This is a genomic window from Microvirga terrae (genome assembly GCF_013307435.2).
Taxonomy (GTDB): Bacteria; Pseudomonadota; Alphaproteobacteria; order Rhizobiales; family Beijerinckiaceae; genus Microvirga; species Microvirga terrae.
This window is the reverse complement of sequence record NZ_CP102845.1, coordinates 3,267,729-3,282,594: the sequence shown is the minus strand read 5'-3', so window position 1 is coordinate 3,282,594 and position 14,866 is coordinate 3,267,729. Positions and strand designations below refer to the sequence as shown.

Genomic DNA, 14,866 nt, shown 5'->3' with positions numbered 1-14,866 from the left:
TTTAGGTCTCCGCCAGTCCGGCGCCCGACCCCGCCGTGCTGCCGAGCGCCGTGGCGATCTCCGCCAACGTGGCCTTTTCGGCATCGCTCACGGCCACGCCGCCGAAGCCGAGAAAGCCGCCTTCCTTCCCGGCCTCCGCGGACTTGCGTGCGACGCTGAACAGCCACGCTTTGAACGCGGCCGCCTCGTCGGGCGCTTTGGCGTCGAGCAGCCCCGAGACGGCGTGAAGCTCCTCGATGGCCTTGCCCTTGATGTCGGCGAACTGGCTGCCCTTGAATTGAGCCTGGAAGGATTCCCGCACGGCGTTTCGGGTATCGGTGTTGGCAATGTCCTCGGCAACCGCTTTCACGAGGGGCGTGGCCTGCGCATCCTGCTTCGCCTCCAGAAGCGCCCAGCCGCTCGACATGGATTCCTGGAGCAGGCTCCAGAGACCGCCCGGGTCCGCCGCCGTGATGGCCATGCTGGCGACAACCGGGCTCGCGACGACGCGGGACCATTCCTCTGCGGTGAAGCTCGATTTGCTGGCCATCTTGATTGTCTCCAAGGTTGGTGGCGGGCGATTTTCCAAGCCTAACCGCCTGCTCTTCCGCTTGGTTCCTCAGGAAGGGGATGGGCGCTCGAACGAAAAATGGGTCTGACCGGAAGGTCAGACCCATCATGCGCAGTGTTACGCGGGACGCGAGGTTACTGCGGATTGGCGGGAGCCGACGGAGAGGACGGGGTCGCCGGAGCTGCGGGAGCAGCCGGGGCCGCCGGTGTGGCCGGAGCGGTCGATCTGGTGCTCGGCGAAGAGCTTTCCGTCTGGGTGCCGGTGCTGCCGGTTGTGCTCGGTTCGTTGCTGCCGCCATCATAGAAGAGGAAGGCCAGAAGGCCTAGCGCGACAACAAGACCGCCGATCACATAAGCAAGAGTGTTCGAACCCCGGCCTGTATTATCGTAGACGTTGGTCTCGCGATTGTACACGTTCGGTTCGCGATCCATAGGATCCATAGCCATTTTGAAACTCCTTGACCGTTTTACCTCCCGAACAACGCGTCATGTGGGATCGGGTTTCACCGGAGCGTGGCAATTATTTTCGAAATCTGTGCATAAAATTCTTCTAATCTTAACGTTAGGTTAAGCATTCTGAACGCCCGTTCATCTCGAAAGGGGTTGACCCTTTTGAGGGTCGCTCGTACTCCGAGCAGGCGAAGGCAAGAGATAAAGGCGCGAGGGTCATGAACGCTCCGGTCAATCCGAAGAAGCTCATCAAAGGTGCGACAGGCGATTGGGAAATCGTCGTCGGCATGGAGATCCACGCGCAGGTGACGAGCCAAGCCAAGCTGTTCTCCGGCGCCTCGACGGCTTTCGGGGGCGATCCGAACAGCCACGTATCCTTGGTGGACGCGGCTATGCCGGGCATGCTGCCCGTGATCAACGAGGAATGCGTCCGTCAGGCGATCCGTACCGGCCTCGGGCTCAAGGCCGAGATCAACCTGCGCAGCACTTTCGACCGCAAGAACTACTTCTATCCGGATCTGCCGCAGGGGTACCAGATCAGCCAGTACAAGAGCCCGATCGTGGGCGAGGGCGAGGTGATCGTGGACGTGCCGGAGTCCGGCGAGACCATCACGGTGCGCATCGAGCGCCTGCATCTCGAGCAGGACGCCGGCAAGTCGATCCACGACCTGCATCCCACCCTGAGCTTTGTTGATCTCAACCGTTCCGGCGTGGCCCTGATGGAAATCGTCTCGAAGCCGGACCTGCGTTCGGCCGACGAGGCGCGCGCCTATGTGACCAAGCTGCGCACGATCCTGCGCTATCTCGGCACCTGCGACGGCGACATGGACAAGGGCAACCTTCGCGCCGACGTGAACGTTTCGGTCCGCCGTCCCGGCGAGGAGTTCGGCACCCGCTGCGAGATCAAGAACGTCAACTCCATCCGGTTCATCGGCCAGGCCATCGAGGTCGAGGCGCGCCGTCAGATCGCGATCCTGGAGGACGGCGGCAAAATCGACCAGGAGACCCGCCTGTACGATCCGGGCAAGGGCGAGACCCGCTCCATGCGCTCGAAGGAAGAGGCTCACGATTACCGCTACTTCCCCGATCCGGACCTGTTGCCGCTCGAGTTCGACCAGGCTTACGTGGACGATCTCGCCCAGCACCTGCCGGAACTGCCGGACGAGAAGAAGGCCCGCTTCATGGCCGATTACGGTCTGCCGAGTTACGACGCCGGCGTGCTCGTGGCCGAACGCGCCTCCGCCGATTTCTACGAAGAGGTTGCCAAGGGCCGCGACGGCAAGGCCGCGGCGAACTGGGTAATCAACGAGCTGTTCGGACGCCTCAACAAGGAGGGCAAGGACATCACGGGATCGCCGGTCTCGGCCGCGCAGCTCGGCGCCATCATCGAGCTGATCGGAGAGAACGTGATCTCCGGAAAGATCGCCAAAGACCTGTTCGAGATCGTCTTCACGGAGGGCGGCGATCCGCGCGAGATCGTGGAAAAGCGCGGCATGAAGCAGGTGACCGACACGGGCGCCATCGAGAAGGCCGTGGACGAGATCATCGCGGCCAACCCGGACAAGGTGGAGCAGGCCAAGGCGAAGCCGACCCTGCTCGGCTGGTTCGTCGGCCAGACCATGAAGGCCACGGGCGGCAAAGCCAACCCGCAGGCGCTCAATGAGATCCTGAAGCAGAAGCTCGGGATCGAGTAGGCCATGCCCGGCGGATCCGATCCGCCGGGATTGTCGTCGGCGCTGGCCTCGTGACCTCGCAGCCCAACCCCTTCGCCCCACACTGGCTGATCCGCGACATTGTGATCAGCGCGCACAAGGCCGCAGTCGGGCCGGGCGGTCTGCTCTTCATCGGCGATTCCATCGTCGAGGCGTTCTACTGGAACAGCATCGGCGCACTTCCCGTGCTCAATGCGGGCTTTTCCGGCATCTGGACGGAGGCCTTGGAGCCTCGAGTGCCGCTTCTCCTCGAATCGGCGGAGCCCAGTGTCGCGGTGCTGCTCGTAGGCACCAACGACGCCAAGAAGGATTGCACGGAGAGCGCCCTCGACGGCGTCACGGAGCATTTCGAGCGGATCATCGGGCATTTCAATGGCGCACAGGTTCCCGTCGTCGTGCTGACACCGCCGCCGATCGAGCAGGCCAAGCGACTGACCAGCTTCTATTCTCCTGATGCCATGGCGTCCCTGAGCCGCCGCATCGTTCAGGTTGCGGAGGGTCGCGTGGCTGGCCTTCTCGATCTGCAGAATGCCTTTGCTGACGGGAGCGGAGCCGCAAGGGCGGGGATAACGACCGACGGGGTCCATCTGTCGGTACAGGCCTACAAGCTTCTGTACGATATGCTCGAGACGACACTTGCCGCACAGACGGTCCGGAGGAAGCGTCAATGACGGAAGTCAGCCAGCGAGGCGGCCAGTCTGCTCCACCTTCGAACGGTGCGCATTGGCCGTTTCTGGACTTACTTCGCCTGGGAGCGGCTCTGCTGGTGCTGTTCGGGCATACGCGCGGGCTCCTCTTCGTGAGCTTCCAGGACATCGTCCAAGCGGGATTGACCACAAAGGTCTTCTACTTCGTGACAGGTATTCACCGAGAGGGTGTCGCGATATTCTTTGCCGTCAGCGGCTTCCTAGTCGGCGGCGGAGTATGGCGCTCCATAGGGAAGTCCAGGTTCAATCCGCAGGCCTATTTCGCCAGCCGGTTCGCCCGAATTTTCGTCGTCCTTCTGCCGGCGCTGGCCCTGAGCCTGCTGCTCGACGGGATCGGGCGGTCTTATCTCGGTGGCACTCGGTTCTTTGGCGAGCGTCCCTTGATGCCGATCGGAGTCACGTCGGATTGGACCTGGGGGCAGATGGCATGCAACCTGGTGGCCATGCAGGGGATCTTCTGCAAGCCGCTTGGGGTGGACCCGCCGCTCTGGTCGCTGGGGTTCGAATGGACTTTCTATCTGCTCGCTCCCCTTCTGTTCGGGATCGGCGTCGCTCGTCTACCGAAATCCGTCAAGATCGGTGCCGCCGTCGTGCTCTTCCTGGGGCTCAACCACTTTGCGGGCGGGATCCTGAGATGGGCTCCCTGGTTCATGATCTGGCTCGCCGGAACCCTGGCTGCCCAGATCGTTCGGGATCGCACGATGCCGCTCGTTGCAGGTCTTGCGGGGCTTGCGGCGATCGCCACCGGATTTCTCGTCTCTCGCTTCCAGATCATACCTCCCTTCGGCACCGATCTCATGGTCGGGCTCGGAACCGCCCTTGCGATCGCGAACCGGAGGTTGCTGTCATGGTGCCCGATCGCAGGTTCGGTGCGCGTCGGAGCAGATTTCTCCTATTCCCTTTACCTTATTCACGTTCCCGTCACGGTTTTTCTGGGCGGTCTCCTCGAATGGTATGGCTGGCCGCCGGTTCTCGTTGCGCCAGGGGCGGCTCCCTATGGGGCATTTGCGGGACTTCTGGCCGGGGCACTCATTACAGCCTTCAGTTTCTCGCTTGTCACCGAACGTCGAACCGGGATCATCCGCAATCTGCTTCTGCGGAAGCGGATCGAGGCTTCCGCGCTCACGAGATCCGTCTAAGTCCATGCAACACGTTCAACAGGGCCCGACCAGCATGACCATGTCTCCTCCCGCGCCATTCCTCGCAAAGGTGCATCCCATCCCGGCCATCAGACCCGTCGCGGATGCCGATGCACAGGATCTCTTCGGTCTCCTGGCGCTCTGCTACGCGGAGTATCCGGGCTGCTTCGTTGATCCGCACGACGATCTGCCTGATTTGCGTGCCGCCGGCTCGTCATATGCCGCAACCGATGGCGCGTTCTGGGCGGTCGAGGACGAGCGCGGACGGGTCTGCGCCTGCGTCGCGGTGGATTTCCCTGAGAAGGGCGCAGCGGAACTGCACCGACTCTATGTACGCTCCGACCGGCGCGGACAGGGACTCGGGTCCCTGCTCGTGCGCCAAGCCGAGGGGCATGCCCGATTCAAGGGCGCAGACCGCATGGTCCTGTGGTCGGACACGCGCTTCACGACCGCGCACCGGCTCTACACGCAGTGGGGCTACACGCAGATCGACGGCCAGCGCCAGCTCACCGATATCTCGAGATCCGCGGAGTATCGGTTCGAGAAGAAGCTATAAGCCTCTTCTCTGGCAAAAGCGATCGAGTTGGAGTATATTCTGTTCCAGCGGCTGATTTATCAGCCGCTTTTTCATCAACCTCAGCCGAAGGAGGCGTCACATGGCCAACATTCTTGCCCCATGCACCCACGCCGCAATTCTTTTCTTCAACAACGCTGTAGGTTTCGATGAAGCAGATTACGTTATCTCTCGTCTGGCTGACCGTTCGCATTGACCTGATCCCGACCGTGCGCGAGCGCGGCCAGACATCCCGAAAAACTCGCCCGCACTCAGAACTGCCGGTGTCCCTTCGTGCAAGGCTCAGCCCTCATCTGCTGAAGGACATCGGCGAGGACGTGAGCGGGCGCGACTGACGATGATCAGAAACAGATGGCATCACCGGTTGTGTGCCGGTGATGCCGATGAGGCGGGCTCAGCGCTATTCGGATCGGGATTGCTGGAACAAGCTCAGCGATGACGCAGTTGACACCCATACGTTCCTGACATTGTGGATGACGAGGCAGATCTCTCACGGAATCTCATAGACCAGGAACTCGTCGTTGATGCCGCGCAACGCCGTCTTCTGAAGAGTGGGCCGCAGGCCCTTGAGTTCGATGATCTGGGAAGCTTCCCGGTTCTCGACCACCGAATCGGTTGCAAAGATCGCGCGCGATACGGCAAGTCCTTGGACGCGGGAGGCGATGTTGACCGTCTGGCCGAAGTAATCCTGCCGGTCATTCAGGGTCACGGCGAGGCACGGGCCCTCGTGGATGCCGATCTTGAGCAGCAGGTCCTCGCTGCCGCGCTGCTCGTTGAGGCTGCGCATCGCATCGCGCATGCGCAGGGCCGCCGAGATCGCATGGTCCGGCGTAGAGAACGTCGCCATGACCGCATCCCCGATGGTTTTGACCACAGCACCGCCGTCGGTAGCGACGATCTCGTTGAGGACGCGGAAGTGCTCACGCACCAGATCATACGCCACGAGATCGCCGACGCGCTCGTAGAGTTCCGTCGAACCCTTCAGGTCAGTGAACAGGAAGGTCAGGCTGGTGATCTTCAGGCGCTGATCGATGTCGAGCGTGTCGGTGCGGTAGAGATCGCGGAAGGTCTGGTTCGTCAACAGGCGCTTCGCTGTGAGGAAGGGGCGCCTTTGCTCCAGCAGGTGGTGCAGTTCGTGACCGGCGACCCAGACGGCCGGCAGGACGCGCCGGTTCGTGCGGTTCTCGAGAGAGATCCGCAACGGACCCGGCTGCATGACGAGGGTCTCGTTTTGCGGATGGCTCTCGTTGAGGACGAATGAGAGGCTCTGGCGCTCGCGGGTAGGCTCGCCCTTGACGTCGATGAAATGGGCGGCATGGGTGACCGGATCCATGACGATGACGAATTCCGCGGGAAGCTGCAGGGACAGGATCGCGCGCTCACCGGGCGGAAGTTCGACGGCGTCGAGTACGATCTCGTCGATCAGGCGATCGAAACCCTCTGGCAGGTCGACTCCCGATCCCCAGAAGATCTGCCGCATGTACTCGTCCATCGGAAGTGTATCCGGGTCATGGGCCGCGATCTTCCGGACGCGCGGGCTCACGGTGAACGTGACCTCCACCATCTCGTCGAGCGTCGGCTCATAACCGGCAGCGCAGAGGGCGCAGCTGTATTCGCTCTGATTGATCGACTTGAGGCTCATCCCCGATTCGAGCACCCCGCCGCACCCGGGGCAGAGCACGTTCCAGGACATCTCGAACACCCCGAGCCGGGCCGCGTGAAGGAACGCCGCGATGACGCGATCCTCGTCGAGCCCGTTCCTCGCCGCGAAGGCAAGTGCATTGATGCGGTTCAACTCGTGATCTGGCGCCTGACGGATCAGGCGCTCGAACGCCGCGACGACATCCGTATCGACATCGGCGGATTGCCGAAGGATCGCGAGGAATCTCTCGTCTTCGCCCATACAGCAGCCTCCTTCGAGGGGCAGAACTGGGTCCGCCCGCCTCATCACGCCAGGGTTCGGAATGCGGAGCTGACATTCCGATCCTCAACCCCATGATAGCAAAGCTGGCGCCGTCAGGCACGTGATTAAGGAGCGGTGCGAAGGGGCGCCTGCGGCCTTGGACACAATAGGCCTTCACGCCAGAAGGCCAAGCTTCCATAGGCCCTGGAGAGCGATGGTGCTGCCGATGACGAAGACAAGGCCAGCCGAGATATAGGGCAGCCGCTCCCCCCATTCCTCCAGACCCGACCATCGCGTCCGGAGGGCGTGGGTTCCCCAGGCGGCCACGATGCCCACCGTTACCAATGTGATCGCGAGGCCGACGCTGAAGGCCGCCACCATGCCGATTCCAAGCGTGAAGGCCCTGACCTGGAGGCAGATGAGCAAAACCGCGATGGCGGCCGGGCAGGGGAGGAGCCCGCCGGTGAACCCGAACCAGGCGATGTCGAAATTCGTGACGTGCCGGTTGCCGCCGAAGCGCTCCCGGACCTCGCGTGCATGGGCCGCGGCATGGGCGTCGAGATGCCCGTCCTCATCATGATGCGCAGGATGGGAATGCCCATGACCGTGATTGTGCCCGTGATCATGAGAGTGGCTATGGTGATGGTGGTGGTGCGCGGCCCTCAGCATCCAGAAAATGCGGAACGAAAGCGCCATGATCAGCAGTCCCGAGAGAAGAACAAGCCAGGGCTCCGCGCGGTCGAGGATGAGCTTGTCCCCCAGGTACAGACCGAGGAGAGCCAAGGCCCAGACGACGATGGTGTGACCAATGGCAGCCGAGATGCCCAGCAGGGTCGCCTGGGCCGGGGTGCCCCGAACGGCCACGATGAAGGCTGCCATCATGGATTTCGAATGGCCAGGCTCCAGGGCATGCAGGGCGCCGAGCAGGATGGCGGCTGGCAGATAAAGCCAGGGATTGGCCACACCTGCCTGAATGAGCTGGGCGATGTCAGGCATGAAAAAACTCGTTATTTCAAATAGGTCCGGACCACATCGATCAGCTCGTCGGCGCCGCGCATCCGGTCGGTTTCCTGCGTGGGCTCCACCACGTGATGCTGGATGTGATCCTCGATCAGTTCCGCCGTGAGGCCGTTCATGGCCCCTCGCACGGAAGCGACGAGTTGAAGCACATCGGCGCAGCCGAGTTCGTTCTCGAGGGCCCGTTCGATGGCTTCGACCTGGCCGCGGATGCGGCGCACGCGAGCGAGCAGTTTGGACTTGGCTCGAACCGTATGGGACATATGGATCCTCCCGATAAATAATATAGGGGGGTACCCTATATATGTCGAGGCCATTCTCGCCCGCCCGGGTCGATGTACACGAGGTGGCAGGGGATCAGGGCTCAGCGACGCCGTACTCCTCGGCATAACGATTGGCGACCCGCGTCTGCCACAGGCAGAGAACAGGCGCGACCACGAGTTCGACGATCAGCCCGCCGACCATGAAGAAGGATGGCAGTCCGGTGAGAGCGAGGCCGATCAGGCGGCCCAAGCCGCCGATGACCACGAGCAGGGTCAGCAGCCGAAAGCGTCCGGTGTTGACCTCAATCGAGGGCAAGGTGCTCCAGAAGCAGAGACCGATGCCGAGCAGAAGGCCGGACATGAAGCGGAAGTGGCTTTCCGCTGATATACTCACCGCGTCGCCCGTGAGCGCCTGTCCGAACAGGACACCGTACAGGCCAGTGGCGACCGGAATGGCGGCCGCGATGGCCACGCTCTGCTGGAGCAATTTTCGTTCGCGTTCCATACCGGTCATGGCGTCCCCCAATGCCCTGAGATTCTGCTCCTTCCCGAGGACGAAACAATCGATTAGGGTCCCCGGCCACAGAATTTTCTTCATCGGGGATCGCATCATGCCGGCACGGTTCGAACTGCACGGATTCGGCTATTCGGGGCCGACCTACAAGGTGGCTCTCGCTCTGTCGCTGATGGGTGAACCGTTCGATTACGTGCACGTGAACATGATGGAGGGAGACCACAAGCAGCCTCCCCATCTGTCCCGTCAGCGCTACGGCCAGGTTCCCCTTCTGGTCGATCGCAACAGCGGACGCCACCTGTGCCAGTCGGCAGCAATCCTGGAATATCTCGCCGACATGACGGGCCGGTTTGGAGGCGCGAACCTCGACGAGCGCCTGCAGGTGCGCGAGTGGATGTACTGGGATTTCGACCGTCTCGCGGCTCCTCTGTACAAGGCGCGCGTGGTCAAGGCGGGCTTCCGTCAGGCGCCTCCCGAAGTGGTCGAGGATTGCATCATGGCGGCCAAGAACGCTCTGGGGGTCCTGGAACGTCACCTTGCAGGCCGCGCGTGGCTGGTCGGGGAGGGCGTGACCATTGCCGATATCGATGTCTACGGGGTCGTCGCCTTTGCGGGCGAAGCCGGCATCGACGCGGCGGAGTATCCTCAGGTGAGCGCATGGGCGAAGCGGGTCGAAGCTCTGTCCGGATTCCGCGCGCGTGCCGATCTGCTGCCTATGGAATCGCGGGCCGCCGCATGAGCGCTCTGTCGATCAGGGAGGCACAGGCGCGGGATCTCGAAGCGATCATTCGTCTGCACGAGGAAGACGAGCTGGGTTCCCATGGCGACGTTTGGTCGCCCGAGACGCGGCCCGCCTACGAGGCCGCCTTCGCGGCCATCCAGCAAAGCCCCGACAACCGGCTGTTCGTGGCTCTGGACGGCGACGAGGTCGTCGGCACCTTCCAGCTGACGTTCATTCCGAGTCTCACCGGTCGTGGCGCCCTGCGCGTCAAGGTGGAGAGCGTCAAGGTGAAGGCTGCGCGACGCTCGGGCGGCATCGGCGCCCGGATGATGGCTTTCGCCGAAGACCATGCCCGTACATATGGGGCGGCCGCCATGGAGCTCACCTCGAACAAGACCCGCACGGATGCGCACCGGTTCTACGAGCGTATCGGCTTCGTCCGCAGCCACGAGGGCTTCAAGAAGAAGTTTTGATCGTCAGCAACTCGCCTGTCATGGCCGGCCAGCCTCATGCCGACCAACCGATTGTCTTGAACGCAGCGCTTGTCATCGGCATCGCCGGCCTAAAGCATCGGACCCAAAAGTGGACCCACTTTTGGGATCGGATCCGATGCTCACTTCCTGAAGCGGCGCATCGTTCGGGGCGGACCCAGCGGGCCGCGCAAGCGAAAACCGGGTCCACTTTTCCGCACGATGCGCTAGCCCGGCGATGCCGACAGCGGTGTCTCGGAACAGGTTAGGCCTTCATCCCGCCCTTCAGGCGCATGTTGCACTCGCTCCAGAACTTCGGCCACTTGGCGTCCTTGGCAAGCTTGCCGCCGGACTTGGCCTCCTTCCACTCCGCGCTGCACTTGCTCATGCGCTCGCGGGCAGCCATCTGGGCGGCCGTCGGCTGCTTCTTCGGCTTCATCTCGGCGGCCGCCTCTGCGGCACCTGCCATGGACAGGGCCATCGCGGCCGCGACGGCGAAACTGACAACTCGGTTCATCATGGGACATCCTCTCGAGCGCCCGTCAGGCGCAGGCGGCATCTCATGATGAAACAATGAAACATGCAAGCGCGGGAAGGCAGCCCTGCGTCCTTTCCACCGAATTTCATTGCAGACGAGGGTGCGAGTTCCGATCTTATGTCTTAACGTCCCGGCACCGACCCGTGTCGTCACGCAAGGAGAGGCTTTCCATGGCAGCTGCCGCGCAGAACCCGATCGATCTCTATTACTGGCCGACCCCGAACGGGTGGAAGATCACCATCATGCTCGAGGAATGCGGGCTCCCCTATGCGATCCATCCGATCAATATCGGCAAAGGCGACCAATTCGCTCCGGAGTTCCTGGCGATCTCTCCCAACAACAAGATGCCCGCCATCGTCGACCCGGACGGTCCCGACGGGCAGCCGATCTCCGTGTTCGAGTCCGGGGCCATCCTGCAATATCTCGGACGCAAGACAGGCCGATTCTATCCGCAGGACGAGCGCGGGCGGGTCGAGGTCGATCAATGGCTGTTCTGGCAGATGGGCGGCTTCGGCCCCATGCTCGGCCAGACGCATCATTTCCGCATCTACGCCCCGGAGAAGGTGCCCTATGCCATCGACCGTTACACGAACGAGACCAACCGTCTCTATGGCGTGCTGAACAAGCGCCTCGAAGATCGGGAGTTCGTGGCAGGCGAATACTCCATTGCCGATATGGCCATCGCCCCTTGGGCGAAGCTGTGGGACCGCCAAGGACAGGATATCGAGGAGTTCCCACATGCGAAGCGCTGGCTCGAGACCGTGCTCGCCCGCCCGGCAGTCCAGCGCGGCATCAAGGTGAGCTCGGATGACCGCGAGAAGACCGACCTGACCGACCCCAAGGTCCAGGCGGTGCTGTTCGGCCAGAGAGCACGGTAGGATCTGATTCTGCCGTTCCCGGGTTCGTCGTTCCGCAGAGCGGCTCCTTGAATCCATTCGTGGACACGGTGCGGAGCCGATGCCTCGAATCCCTGCCCGAGGAGGGTGTTGCGGAGGCCATGGACGTGAAAGGCCGGAGGCTACGGCGCTTCTAGGCGACGATGAAGTCGCCGGCAACGATCGCCGTGTGCACCTTGACGTGTGCGAACTTCACCGAATCGAAGGCATTGCCCGAGCCGTCGGCATCGTAGAACAGGTTGCCCGTCTTGGCGTCGTAAAGGATGCGCACATCCTTGTTTGCGGCCTTTGCGCCGAGCCCGAAGGCGCTCTCGTCGAGCAGGCCCCTGTGCAGCGCGCCGAAGACGGCCTTCGAGAGCCTGATCGTATCGACGCCGCTGAAGTCGGTCAGCGTGTCAACGTTGGTCTTGCCGAGCTTAGTGGAGAACACGAAGGTATCGCTACCATCGCCGCCGGAAAGCTTGTCGCGGCCGAGCCCGCCGTTGAGCACGTCGTCTCCGGCGCCCCCCTTGAGGCGGTCGGCGCCTCTGCTCCCTCGGACCGTGACGGACGCCGGCGGGAGCGAAACTGACGGGAGTGGGACGGTGGGCGTGTCGATCGCCGGAACGTCCGGTGCGACCGGCACGATCCCGTCCGGTGTGATCTGCAGGATAATTCGGGCGTCGATGGAAGCACCCTTTGGGTCGCTTGCCCGCACCACGAGCTCGACGGTGGTTTCCCCCGCCGTGAAGGGCTTGGCCACGATGAGCTCGTCGCCCTGGATCCGGAAGTGGCCGTTCGGGTTCGACGCGAGGAAATAGCCCAGGGCGTCGCCGTCCGGATCGGTCCCCGACAGATGACCCACGACGGCTCCGGCCTTGGCCCGTCCGCTCACGGTGGTGACGTCGAGGCTCACAGACGTGGGAGCCGAGTTCGAAGCGGTCAGTGCGATCGTCCGATCGGCAAACTGCGCATATTCGATGCCCGTCAGCGTGTTCTGACCATCCCCGGTGCGGTTGTCCACGACGGAGAAGCTGCCGTCGGCCTTTCGCTGGACGGTATAATCGGAAAAGTTGCCGCCATAGACCGCCACGTCGGTGCCGCTTCCGCCCATCAGAACGTCGTCGTGCGCGCCACCTCTGAGAACATCGTTGCCGGCTTGGCCGTCGAGAGTGTCGTTGCCGCCGAGGCCGGTAAAGGAGTTGGCGGCATCGTTGCCGATGAAGTGATCCGTGTTGTGCGCGCCCGTAAGGTTCTCGACGTTGCGGATCGTGTCCCAAGTCCCGTTTCCGGTCTGCTGTTTGCCGGTGATACGCAGATCGACCTTGTGCCAGGCCAGGCGATAATAGTCTCCGCGCGTGAAACCGAGCGTGTCGACACCCTCGCCGGCATCGAGAAAGTTGGTGCCGGGGCCCGTCACGAAGGTTTCGTCGCAGTCGCCGCCATAGGCGATGTCGTTGCCGGCGCCGAACAGGATCTTGCCGTCGATGGTGCCGCCGCGGCCGTCGTAGATGTTCGTCGACGCCCCCCGCGGCTCGTTCCAGCCGTCTCCGCCGAGCCAGACATCGCCCTTGATGTGGCCGGTGTTGGTGACGGTGGTGGACCCGTTCCAAAGGCCGAAGATGGCAACGACGCCCTCGATCAGGCCAGTATTCGTGATGACGAGACTATCCGTGTCCGTGTCATACCCGTTGGCCACGATTCCATCGCTGCCGATGATGGTTCCCGAGTTGAAGATCGTGTTCTGGGTGCCCGCATGGGTCTCAAGCAACACGGCCGTGCCTGCGCCAAGCTTGCTCTTGGAACTGATCAGGCCCGCATTGGTCACGATATTGGCGCCGCCCCCGCCGGGGATAGGATCGCCGAGCCAAAGTCCTCCCGACAGGCCGAAGACCGAGCCGGTGCCGGAGATGTTGATCCGTCCGGAGGTTGAGATTGCTACGTCCTGCTCGCTGCGTACTGACCCATTGAGCAGCAGGGTGTTGTCCAAACCCGTGATCGCTCGGGAGCCATAGCCCGATGCGGTAATCGAGCTACCCTCAGCCAATACGACCGTATCGTTACGTTCCAGCGCGAGCGCGACATCATAATCCTCAGTCGAAGGCGGCACGGGCGACGATGCGTCAATCACGTAAACGGTCACGGCGGCACTCCAGCTATGGCTCAGCTAAGGGCCTTATTATGTTATAGAGTTATATATCGCAAGCAGTGTTAGGAATAAAATTTCTTCTGAGGGACGATTGTAGGTCGTTCCCGGCCAGTCCTGACGAACTGAAATCTCAGAGTTAATCTTGCACCGGCAATCGGTTCGCTTGGCTCACGAAATTCCGTCGGCTGCCCTGGATGGCCGCACCCGGTACAACCATCGCGTGGTGCAGGGCTCGGAGCTAATTCGCCTTCGTCCAGGTCTGCGACCGGCAGATCAGTCCGCCGAGGACGCAGCCGGAAAGCTGCAGGGTGGTCGGGCTCATGAGCTTGAGCTTGCCGGTATAGGTCTTGCCGTCCTGCGGATTGTAGAGCTGGCCGACGTAGCCGTCCGCCTCAGGCTTGACGTCCCAGATCATCCGGACACCCACGATGTTGCGGTCCCGCAGCTTCGGGTCTGCGTTATTGGTATCCTTCTCGTAGGTCGAGGACACGATGGTGCCGCAATAAACGGCGCCGCATTTGGCAATCCTCACCCGGGTATCGCCGCTCTGGGTCAGCCATGTCCCGCTCGGGTCTGCCGATTGGGCCTGGGCCGGGACGGTCAACAGGGCAAGGCCGAAAGCGGCCAGGATCGCGTGCTTCATGGGGGACTCCCTCTATGCCGGTATTCACCGGGCCGTTCATCCAGAAGAGTAGGGGAGGCGGTTAAGCTTTCCAAGCGGGTGGGGGCAAAAGGCGCTTGAGGCGCGAGGGGCTCGTCGCTATAAGCGCCGCACTTCATCAATTCCCATCTCAGATCAAAGCGAGTTGCCATGGCCATCGAGCGTACCTTCTCCATCATCAAGCCCGACGCGACCGAGCGGAACCTCACCGGCGCCATCAACGCCGTCATCGAGAAGGCCGGCCTGCGCATCGTGGCTCAGAAGCGCATCCTCATGAGCCGCCGCGAGGCCGAGACCTTCTACGCGGTCCACAAGGAGCGCCCCTTCTTCGGCGAGCTCGTGGACTTCATGATCTCCGCCCCGGTCGTCGTTCAGGTCCTCGAGGGCGAGAACGCCGTTCTCCGCTACCGCGAGATCATGGGCGCCACCAACCCGGAGAGCGCCGCCGAGGGCACGATCCGCAAGCTCTACGCCAAGTCGATCGGCGAGAATTCGGTCCACGGCTCCGACAGCCAGGACAACGCCAAGATCGAGATCGCCCAGTTCTTCTCGGGCAACGAGATCGTCGGCTAAGCTTTCGTGGCATAGCCCTCATGTTTAGGCCGCCCTCGGGCGGCCTTTTCA

The 14,866-nt window shown here is 62.6% G+C and carries 18 protein-coding genes; 9 read left to right on the top strand and 9 right to left on the bottom strand.

Annotated elements, in window-relative coordinates:
- Position 1 precedes the first annotated feature (1 nt).
- Together HPT29_RS15460 and HPT29_RS15455 are read right to left on the bottom strand one after the other, a co-directional pair.
- The gene (locus HPT29_RS15460; protein WP_173948239.1) at positions 2 to 529 is read right to left on the bottom strand and encodes a hypothetical protein; all 528 of its coding nucleotides are present in this window, start codon (positions 527 to 529) and stop codon (positions 2 to 4) included.
- A gap of 155 nt (positions 530 to 684) precedes the next feature.
- Positions 685 to 996 (bottom strand): LPXTG cell wall anchor domain-containing protein, encoded by a 312-nt coding sequence (locus HPT29_RS15455; protein WP_210272179.1) that lies wholly within the window; start codon positions 994 to 996, stop codon positions 685 to 687.
- A gap of 221 nt (positions 997 to 1,217) precedes the next feature.
- Between HPT29_RS15455 and gatB the strand changes: the two genes are divergently transcribed.
- The 5 genes from gatB to HPT29_RS15430 all read left to right on the top strand — a co-directional run bounded on the left by gatB (position 1,218) and on the right by HPT29_RS15430 (position 5,466).
- Positions 1,218 to 2,693 (top strand): Asp-tRNA(Asn)/Glu-tRNA(Gln) amidotransferase subunit GatB, encoded by a 1,476-nt coding sequence (gatB, locus tag HPT29_RS15450; RefSeq protein WP_173948238.1) that lies wholly within the window; start codon positions 1,218 to 1,220, stop codon positions 2,691 to 2,693.
- A 50-nt stretch (positions 2,694 to 2,743) separates the two neighbouring features.
- Positions 2,744 to 3,382 carry a GDSL-type esterase/lipase family protein gene (locus HPT29_RS15445; protein WP_173948237.1) on the top strand — a complete coding sequence of 213 codons (639 nt, stop codon included), beginning with the start codon at positions 2,744 to 2,746 and terminating at the stop codon, positions 3,380 to 3,382.
- Positions 3,379 to 4,557 carry an acyltransferase family protein gene (locus HPT29_RS15440; RefSeq protein ID WP_173948236.1) on the top strand — a complete coding sequence of 393 codons (1,179 nt, stop codon included), beginning with the start codon at positions 3,379 to 3,381 and terminating at the stop codon, positions 4,555 to 4,557. The genes HPT29_RS15445 and HPT29_RS15440 overlap by 4 nt, the downstream gene beginning before the upstream one ends.
- A 34-nt stretch (positions 4,558 to 4,591) precedes the next feature.
- Positions 4,592 to 5,113 (top strand): GNAT family N-acetyltransferase, encoded by a 522-nt coding sequence (locus HPT29_RS15435; RefSeq protein WP_173948235.1) that lies wholly within the window; start codon positions 4,592 to 4,594, stop codon positions 5,111 to 5,113.
- 167 nt (positions 5,114 to 5,280) lie between these two features.
- Positions 5,281 to 5,466, top strand: coding sequence for a hypothetical protein (locus tag HPT29_RS15430; protein WP_173948234.1), 186 nt, complete (start codon positions 5,281 to 5,283; stop codon positions 5,464 to 5,466).
- A gap of 155 nt (positions 5,467 to 5,621) precedes the next feature.
- Here the strand turns inward: HPT29_RS15430 and HPT29_RS15425 are convergent, their stop codons facing one another.
- From HPT29_RS15425 to HPT29_RS15410, 4 genes are all read right to left on the bottom strand, one after another.
- Positions 5,622 to 7,034 carry an adenylate/guanylate cyclase domain-containing protein gene (locus tag HPT29_RS15425; RefSeq protein ID WP_173948233.1) on the bottom strand — a complete coding sequence of 471 codons (1,413 nt, stop codon included), beginning with the start codon at positions 7,032 to 7,034 and terminating at the stop codon, positions 5,622 to 5,624.
- A 174-nt stretch (positions 7,035 to 7,208) separates the two neighbouring features.
- Positions 7,209 to 8,030: a nickel/cobalt efflux transporter gene (locus HPT29_RS15420; protein WP_173948232.1), complete on the bottom strand. Its 822-nt coding sequence runs from the start codon at positions 8,028 to 8,030 to the stop codon at positions 7,209 to 7,211.
- A gap of 11 nt (positions 8,031 to 8,041) precedes the next feature.
- Positions 8,042 to 8,314 (bottom strand): metal/formaldehyde-sensitive transcriptional repressor, encoded by a 273-nt coding sequence (locus tag HPT29_RS15415; protein WP_173948231.1) that lies wholly within the window; start codon positions 8,312 to 8,314, stop codon positions 8,042 to 8,044.
- 94 nt (positions 8,315 to 8,408) lie between these two features.
- Positions 8,409 to 8,819, bottom strand: coding sequence for a DUF4345 domain-containing protein (locus tag HPT29_RS15410; protein ID WP_173948247.1), 411 nt, complete (start codon positions 8,817 to 8,819; stop codon positions 8,409 to 8,411).
- Between the two features lie 106 nt (positions 8,820 to 8,925).
- Here HPT29_RS15410 and HPT29_RS15405 point away from each other — a divergent pair, with 106 nt between their 5' ends.
- Positions 8,926 to 9,567: a glutathione S-transferase family protein gene (locus HPT29_RS15405; protein WP_173948230.1), complete on the top strand. Its 642-nt coding sequence runs from the start codon at positions 8,926 to 8,928 to the stop codon at positions 9,565 to 9,567.
- A complete protein-coding gene (locus HPT29_RS15400; RefSeq protein WP_173948229.1) occupies positions 9,564 to 10,022 on the top strand; it encodes a GNAT family N-acetyltransferase in 459 nt (152 codons plus the stop codon). The genes HPT29_RS15405 and HPT29_RS15400 overlap by 4 nt, the downstream gene beginning before the upstream one ends.
- Before the next feature lie 262 nt (positions 10,023 to 10,284).
- Here the strand turns inward: HPT29_RS15400 and HPT29_RS15395 are convergent, their stop codons facing one another.
- Positions 10,285 to 10,539 (bottom strand): hypothetical protein, encoded by a 255-nt coding sequence (locus HPT29_RS15395; RefSeq protein ID WP_173948228.1) that lies wholly within the window; start codon positions 10,537 to 10,539, stop codon positions 10,285 to 10,287.
- Between the two features lie 188 nt (positions 10,540 to 10,727).
- On the opposite strand from HPT29_RS15395, the gene HPT29_RS15390 reads away from it, so the two are divergent.
- Positions 10,728 to 11,435, top strand: coding sequence for a glutathione S-transferase N-terminal domain-containing protein (locus tag HPT29_RS15390; protein WP_173948227.1), 708 nt, complete (start codon positions 10,728 to 10,730; stop codon positions 11,433 to 11,435).
- 151 nt (positions 11,436 to 11,586) lie between these two features.
- Here HPT29_RS15390 and HPT29_RS28650 read toward each other — a convergent pair whose 3' ends face one another.
- Both HPT29_RS28650 and HPT29_RS15375 read right to left on the bottom strand, forming a co-directional pair.
- A complete protein-coding gene (locus HPT29_RS28650; protein WP_210272178.1) occupies positions 11,587 to 13,575 on the bottom strand; it encodes a calcium-binding protein in 1,989 nt (662 codons plus the stop codon).
- Positions 13,576 to 13,819: 244 nt separating this feature from the next.
- Positions 13,820 to 14,224, bottom strand: a complete 405-nt coding sequence (locus tag HPT29_RS15375) for a DUF2147 domain-containing protein (protein WP_173948226.1) — start codon at positions 14,222 to 14,224, stop codon at positions 13,820 to 13,822.
- Between the two features lie 168 nt (positions 14,225 to 14,392).
- Here HPT29_RS15375 and ndk point away from each other — a divergent pair, with 168 nt between their 5' ends.
- Positions 14,393 to 14,815, top strand: coding sequence for a nucleoside-diphosphate kinase (gene ndk, locus HPT29_RS15370; RefSeq protein ID WP_173948225.1), 423 nt, complete (start codon positions 14,393 to 14,395; stop codon positions 14,813 to 14,815).
- Positions 14,816 to 14,866: the final 51 nt, after the last annotated feature.

What these genes read in the sequence shown, in the direction of transcription:
- HPT29_RS15400 (WP_173948229.1), top strand. Translation starts at nt 9,564, where the DNA reads ATGAGCGCTCTGTCGATCAGGGAGGCACAGGCGCGGGATCTCGAAGCG.
- HPT29_RS15420 (WP_173948232.1), bottom strand. Translation starts at nt 8,030, where the DNA reads ATGCCTGACATCGCCCAGCTCATTCAGGCAGGTGTGGCCAATCCCTGG.
- HPT29_RS15415 (WP_173948231.1), bottom strand. Translation starts at nt 8,314, where the DNA reads ATGTCCCATACGGTTCGAGCCAAGTCCAAACTGCTCGCTCGCGTGCGC.
- HPT29_RS15435 (WP_173948235.1), top strand. Translation starts at nt 4,592, where the DNA reads ATGACCATGTCTCCTCCCGCGCCATTCCTCGCAAAGGTGCATCCCATC.
- ndk (WP_173948225.1), top strand. Translation starts at nt 14,393, where the DNA reads ATGGCCATCGAGCGTACCTTCTCCATCATCAAGCCCGACGCGACCGAG.
- HPT29_RS15405 (WP_173948230.1), top strand. Translation starts at nt 8,926, where the DNA reads ATGCCGGCACGGTTCGAACTGCACGGATTCGGCTATTCGGGGCCGACC.
- HPT29_RS15395 (WP_173948228.1), bottom strand. Translation starts at nt 10,539, where the DNA reads ATGATGAACCGAGTTGTCAGTTTCGCCGTCGCGGCCGCGATGGCCCTG.
- HPT29_RS15390 (WP_173948227.1), top strand. Translation starts at nt 10,728, where the DNA reads ATGGCAGCTGCCGCGCAGAACCCGATCGATCTCTATTACTGGCCGACC.
- HPT29_RS15455 (WP_210272179.1), bottom strand. Translation starts at nt 996, where the DNA reads ATGGCTATGGATCCTATGGATCGCGAACCGAACGTGTACAATCGCGAG.
- HPT29_RS15430 (WP_173948234.1), top strand. Translation starts at nt 5,281, where the DNA reads ATGAAGCAGATTACGTTATCTCTCGTCTGGCTGACCGTTCGCATTGAC.
- HPT29_RS15460 (WP_173948239.1), bottom strand. Translation starts at nt 529, where the DNA reads ATGGCCAGCAAATCGAGCTTCACCGCAGAGGAATGGTCCCGCGTCGTC.
- HPT29_RS15375 (WP_173948226.1), bottom strand. Translation starts at nt 14,224, where the DNA reads ATGAAGCACGCGATCCTGGCCGCTTTCGGCCTTGCCCTGTTGACCGTC.
- HPT29_RS15410 (WP_173948247.1), bottom strand. Translation starts at nt 8,819, where the DNA reads ATGGAACGCGAACGAAAATTGCTCCAGCAGAGCGTGGCCATCGCGGCC.
- HPT29_RS15440 (WP_173948236.1), top strand. Translation starts at nt 3,379, where the DNA reads ATGACGGAAGTCAGCCAGCGAGGCGGCCAGTCTGCTCCACCTTCGAAC.
- HPT29_RS15425 (WP_173948233.1), bottom strand. Translation starts at nt 7,034, where the DNA reads ATGGGCGAAGACGAGAGATTCCTCGCGATCCTTCGGCAATCCGCCGAT.
- gatB (WP_173948238.1), top strand. Translation starts at nt 1,218, where the DNA reads ATGAACGCTCCGGTCAATCCGAAGAAGCTCATCAAAGGTGCGACAGGC.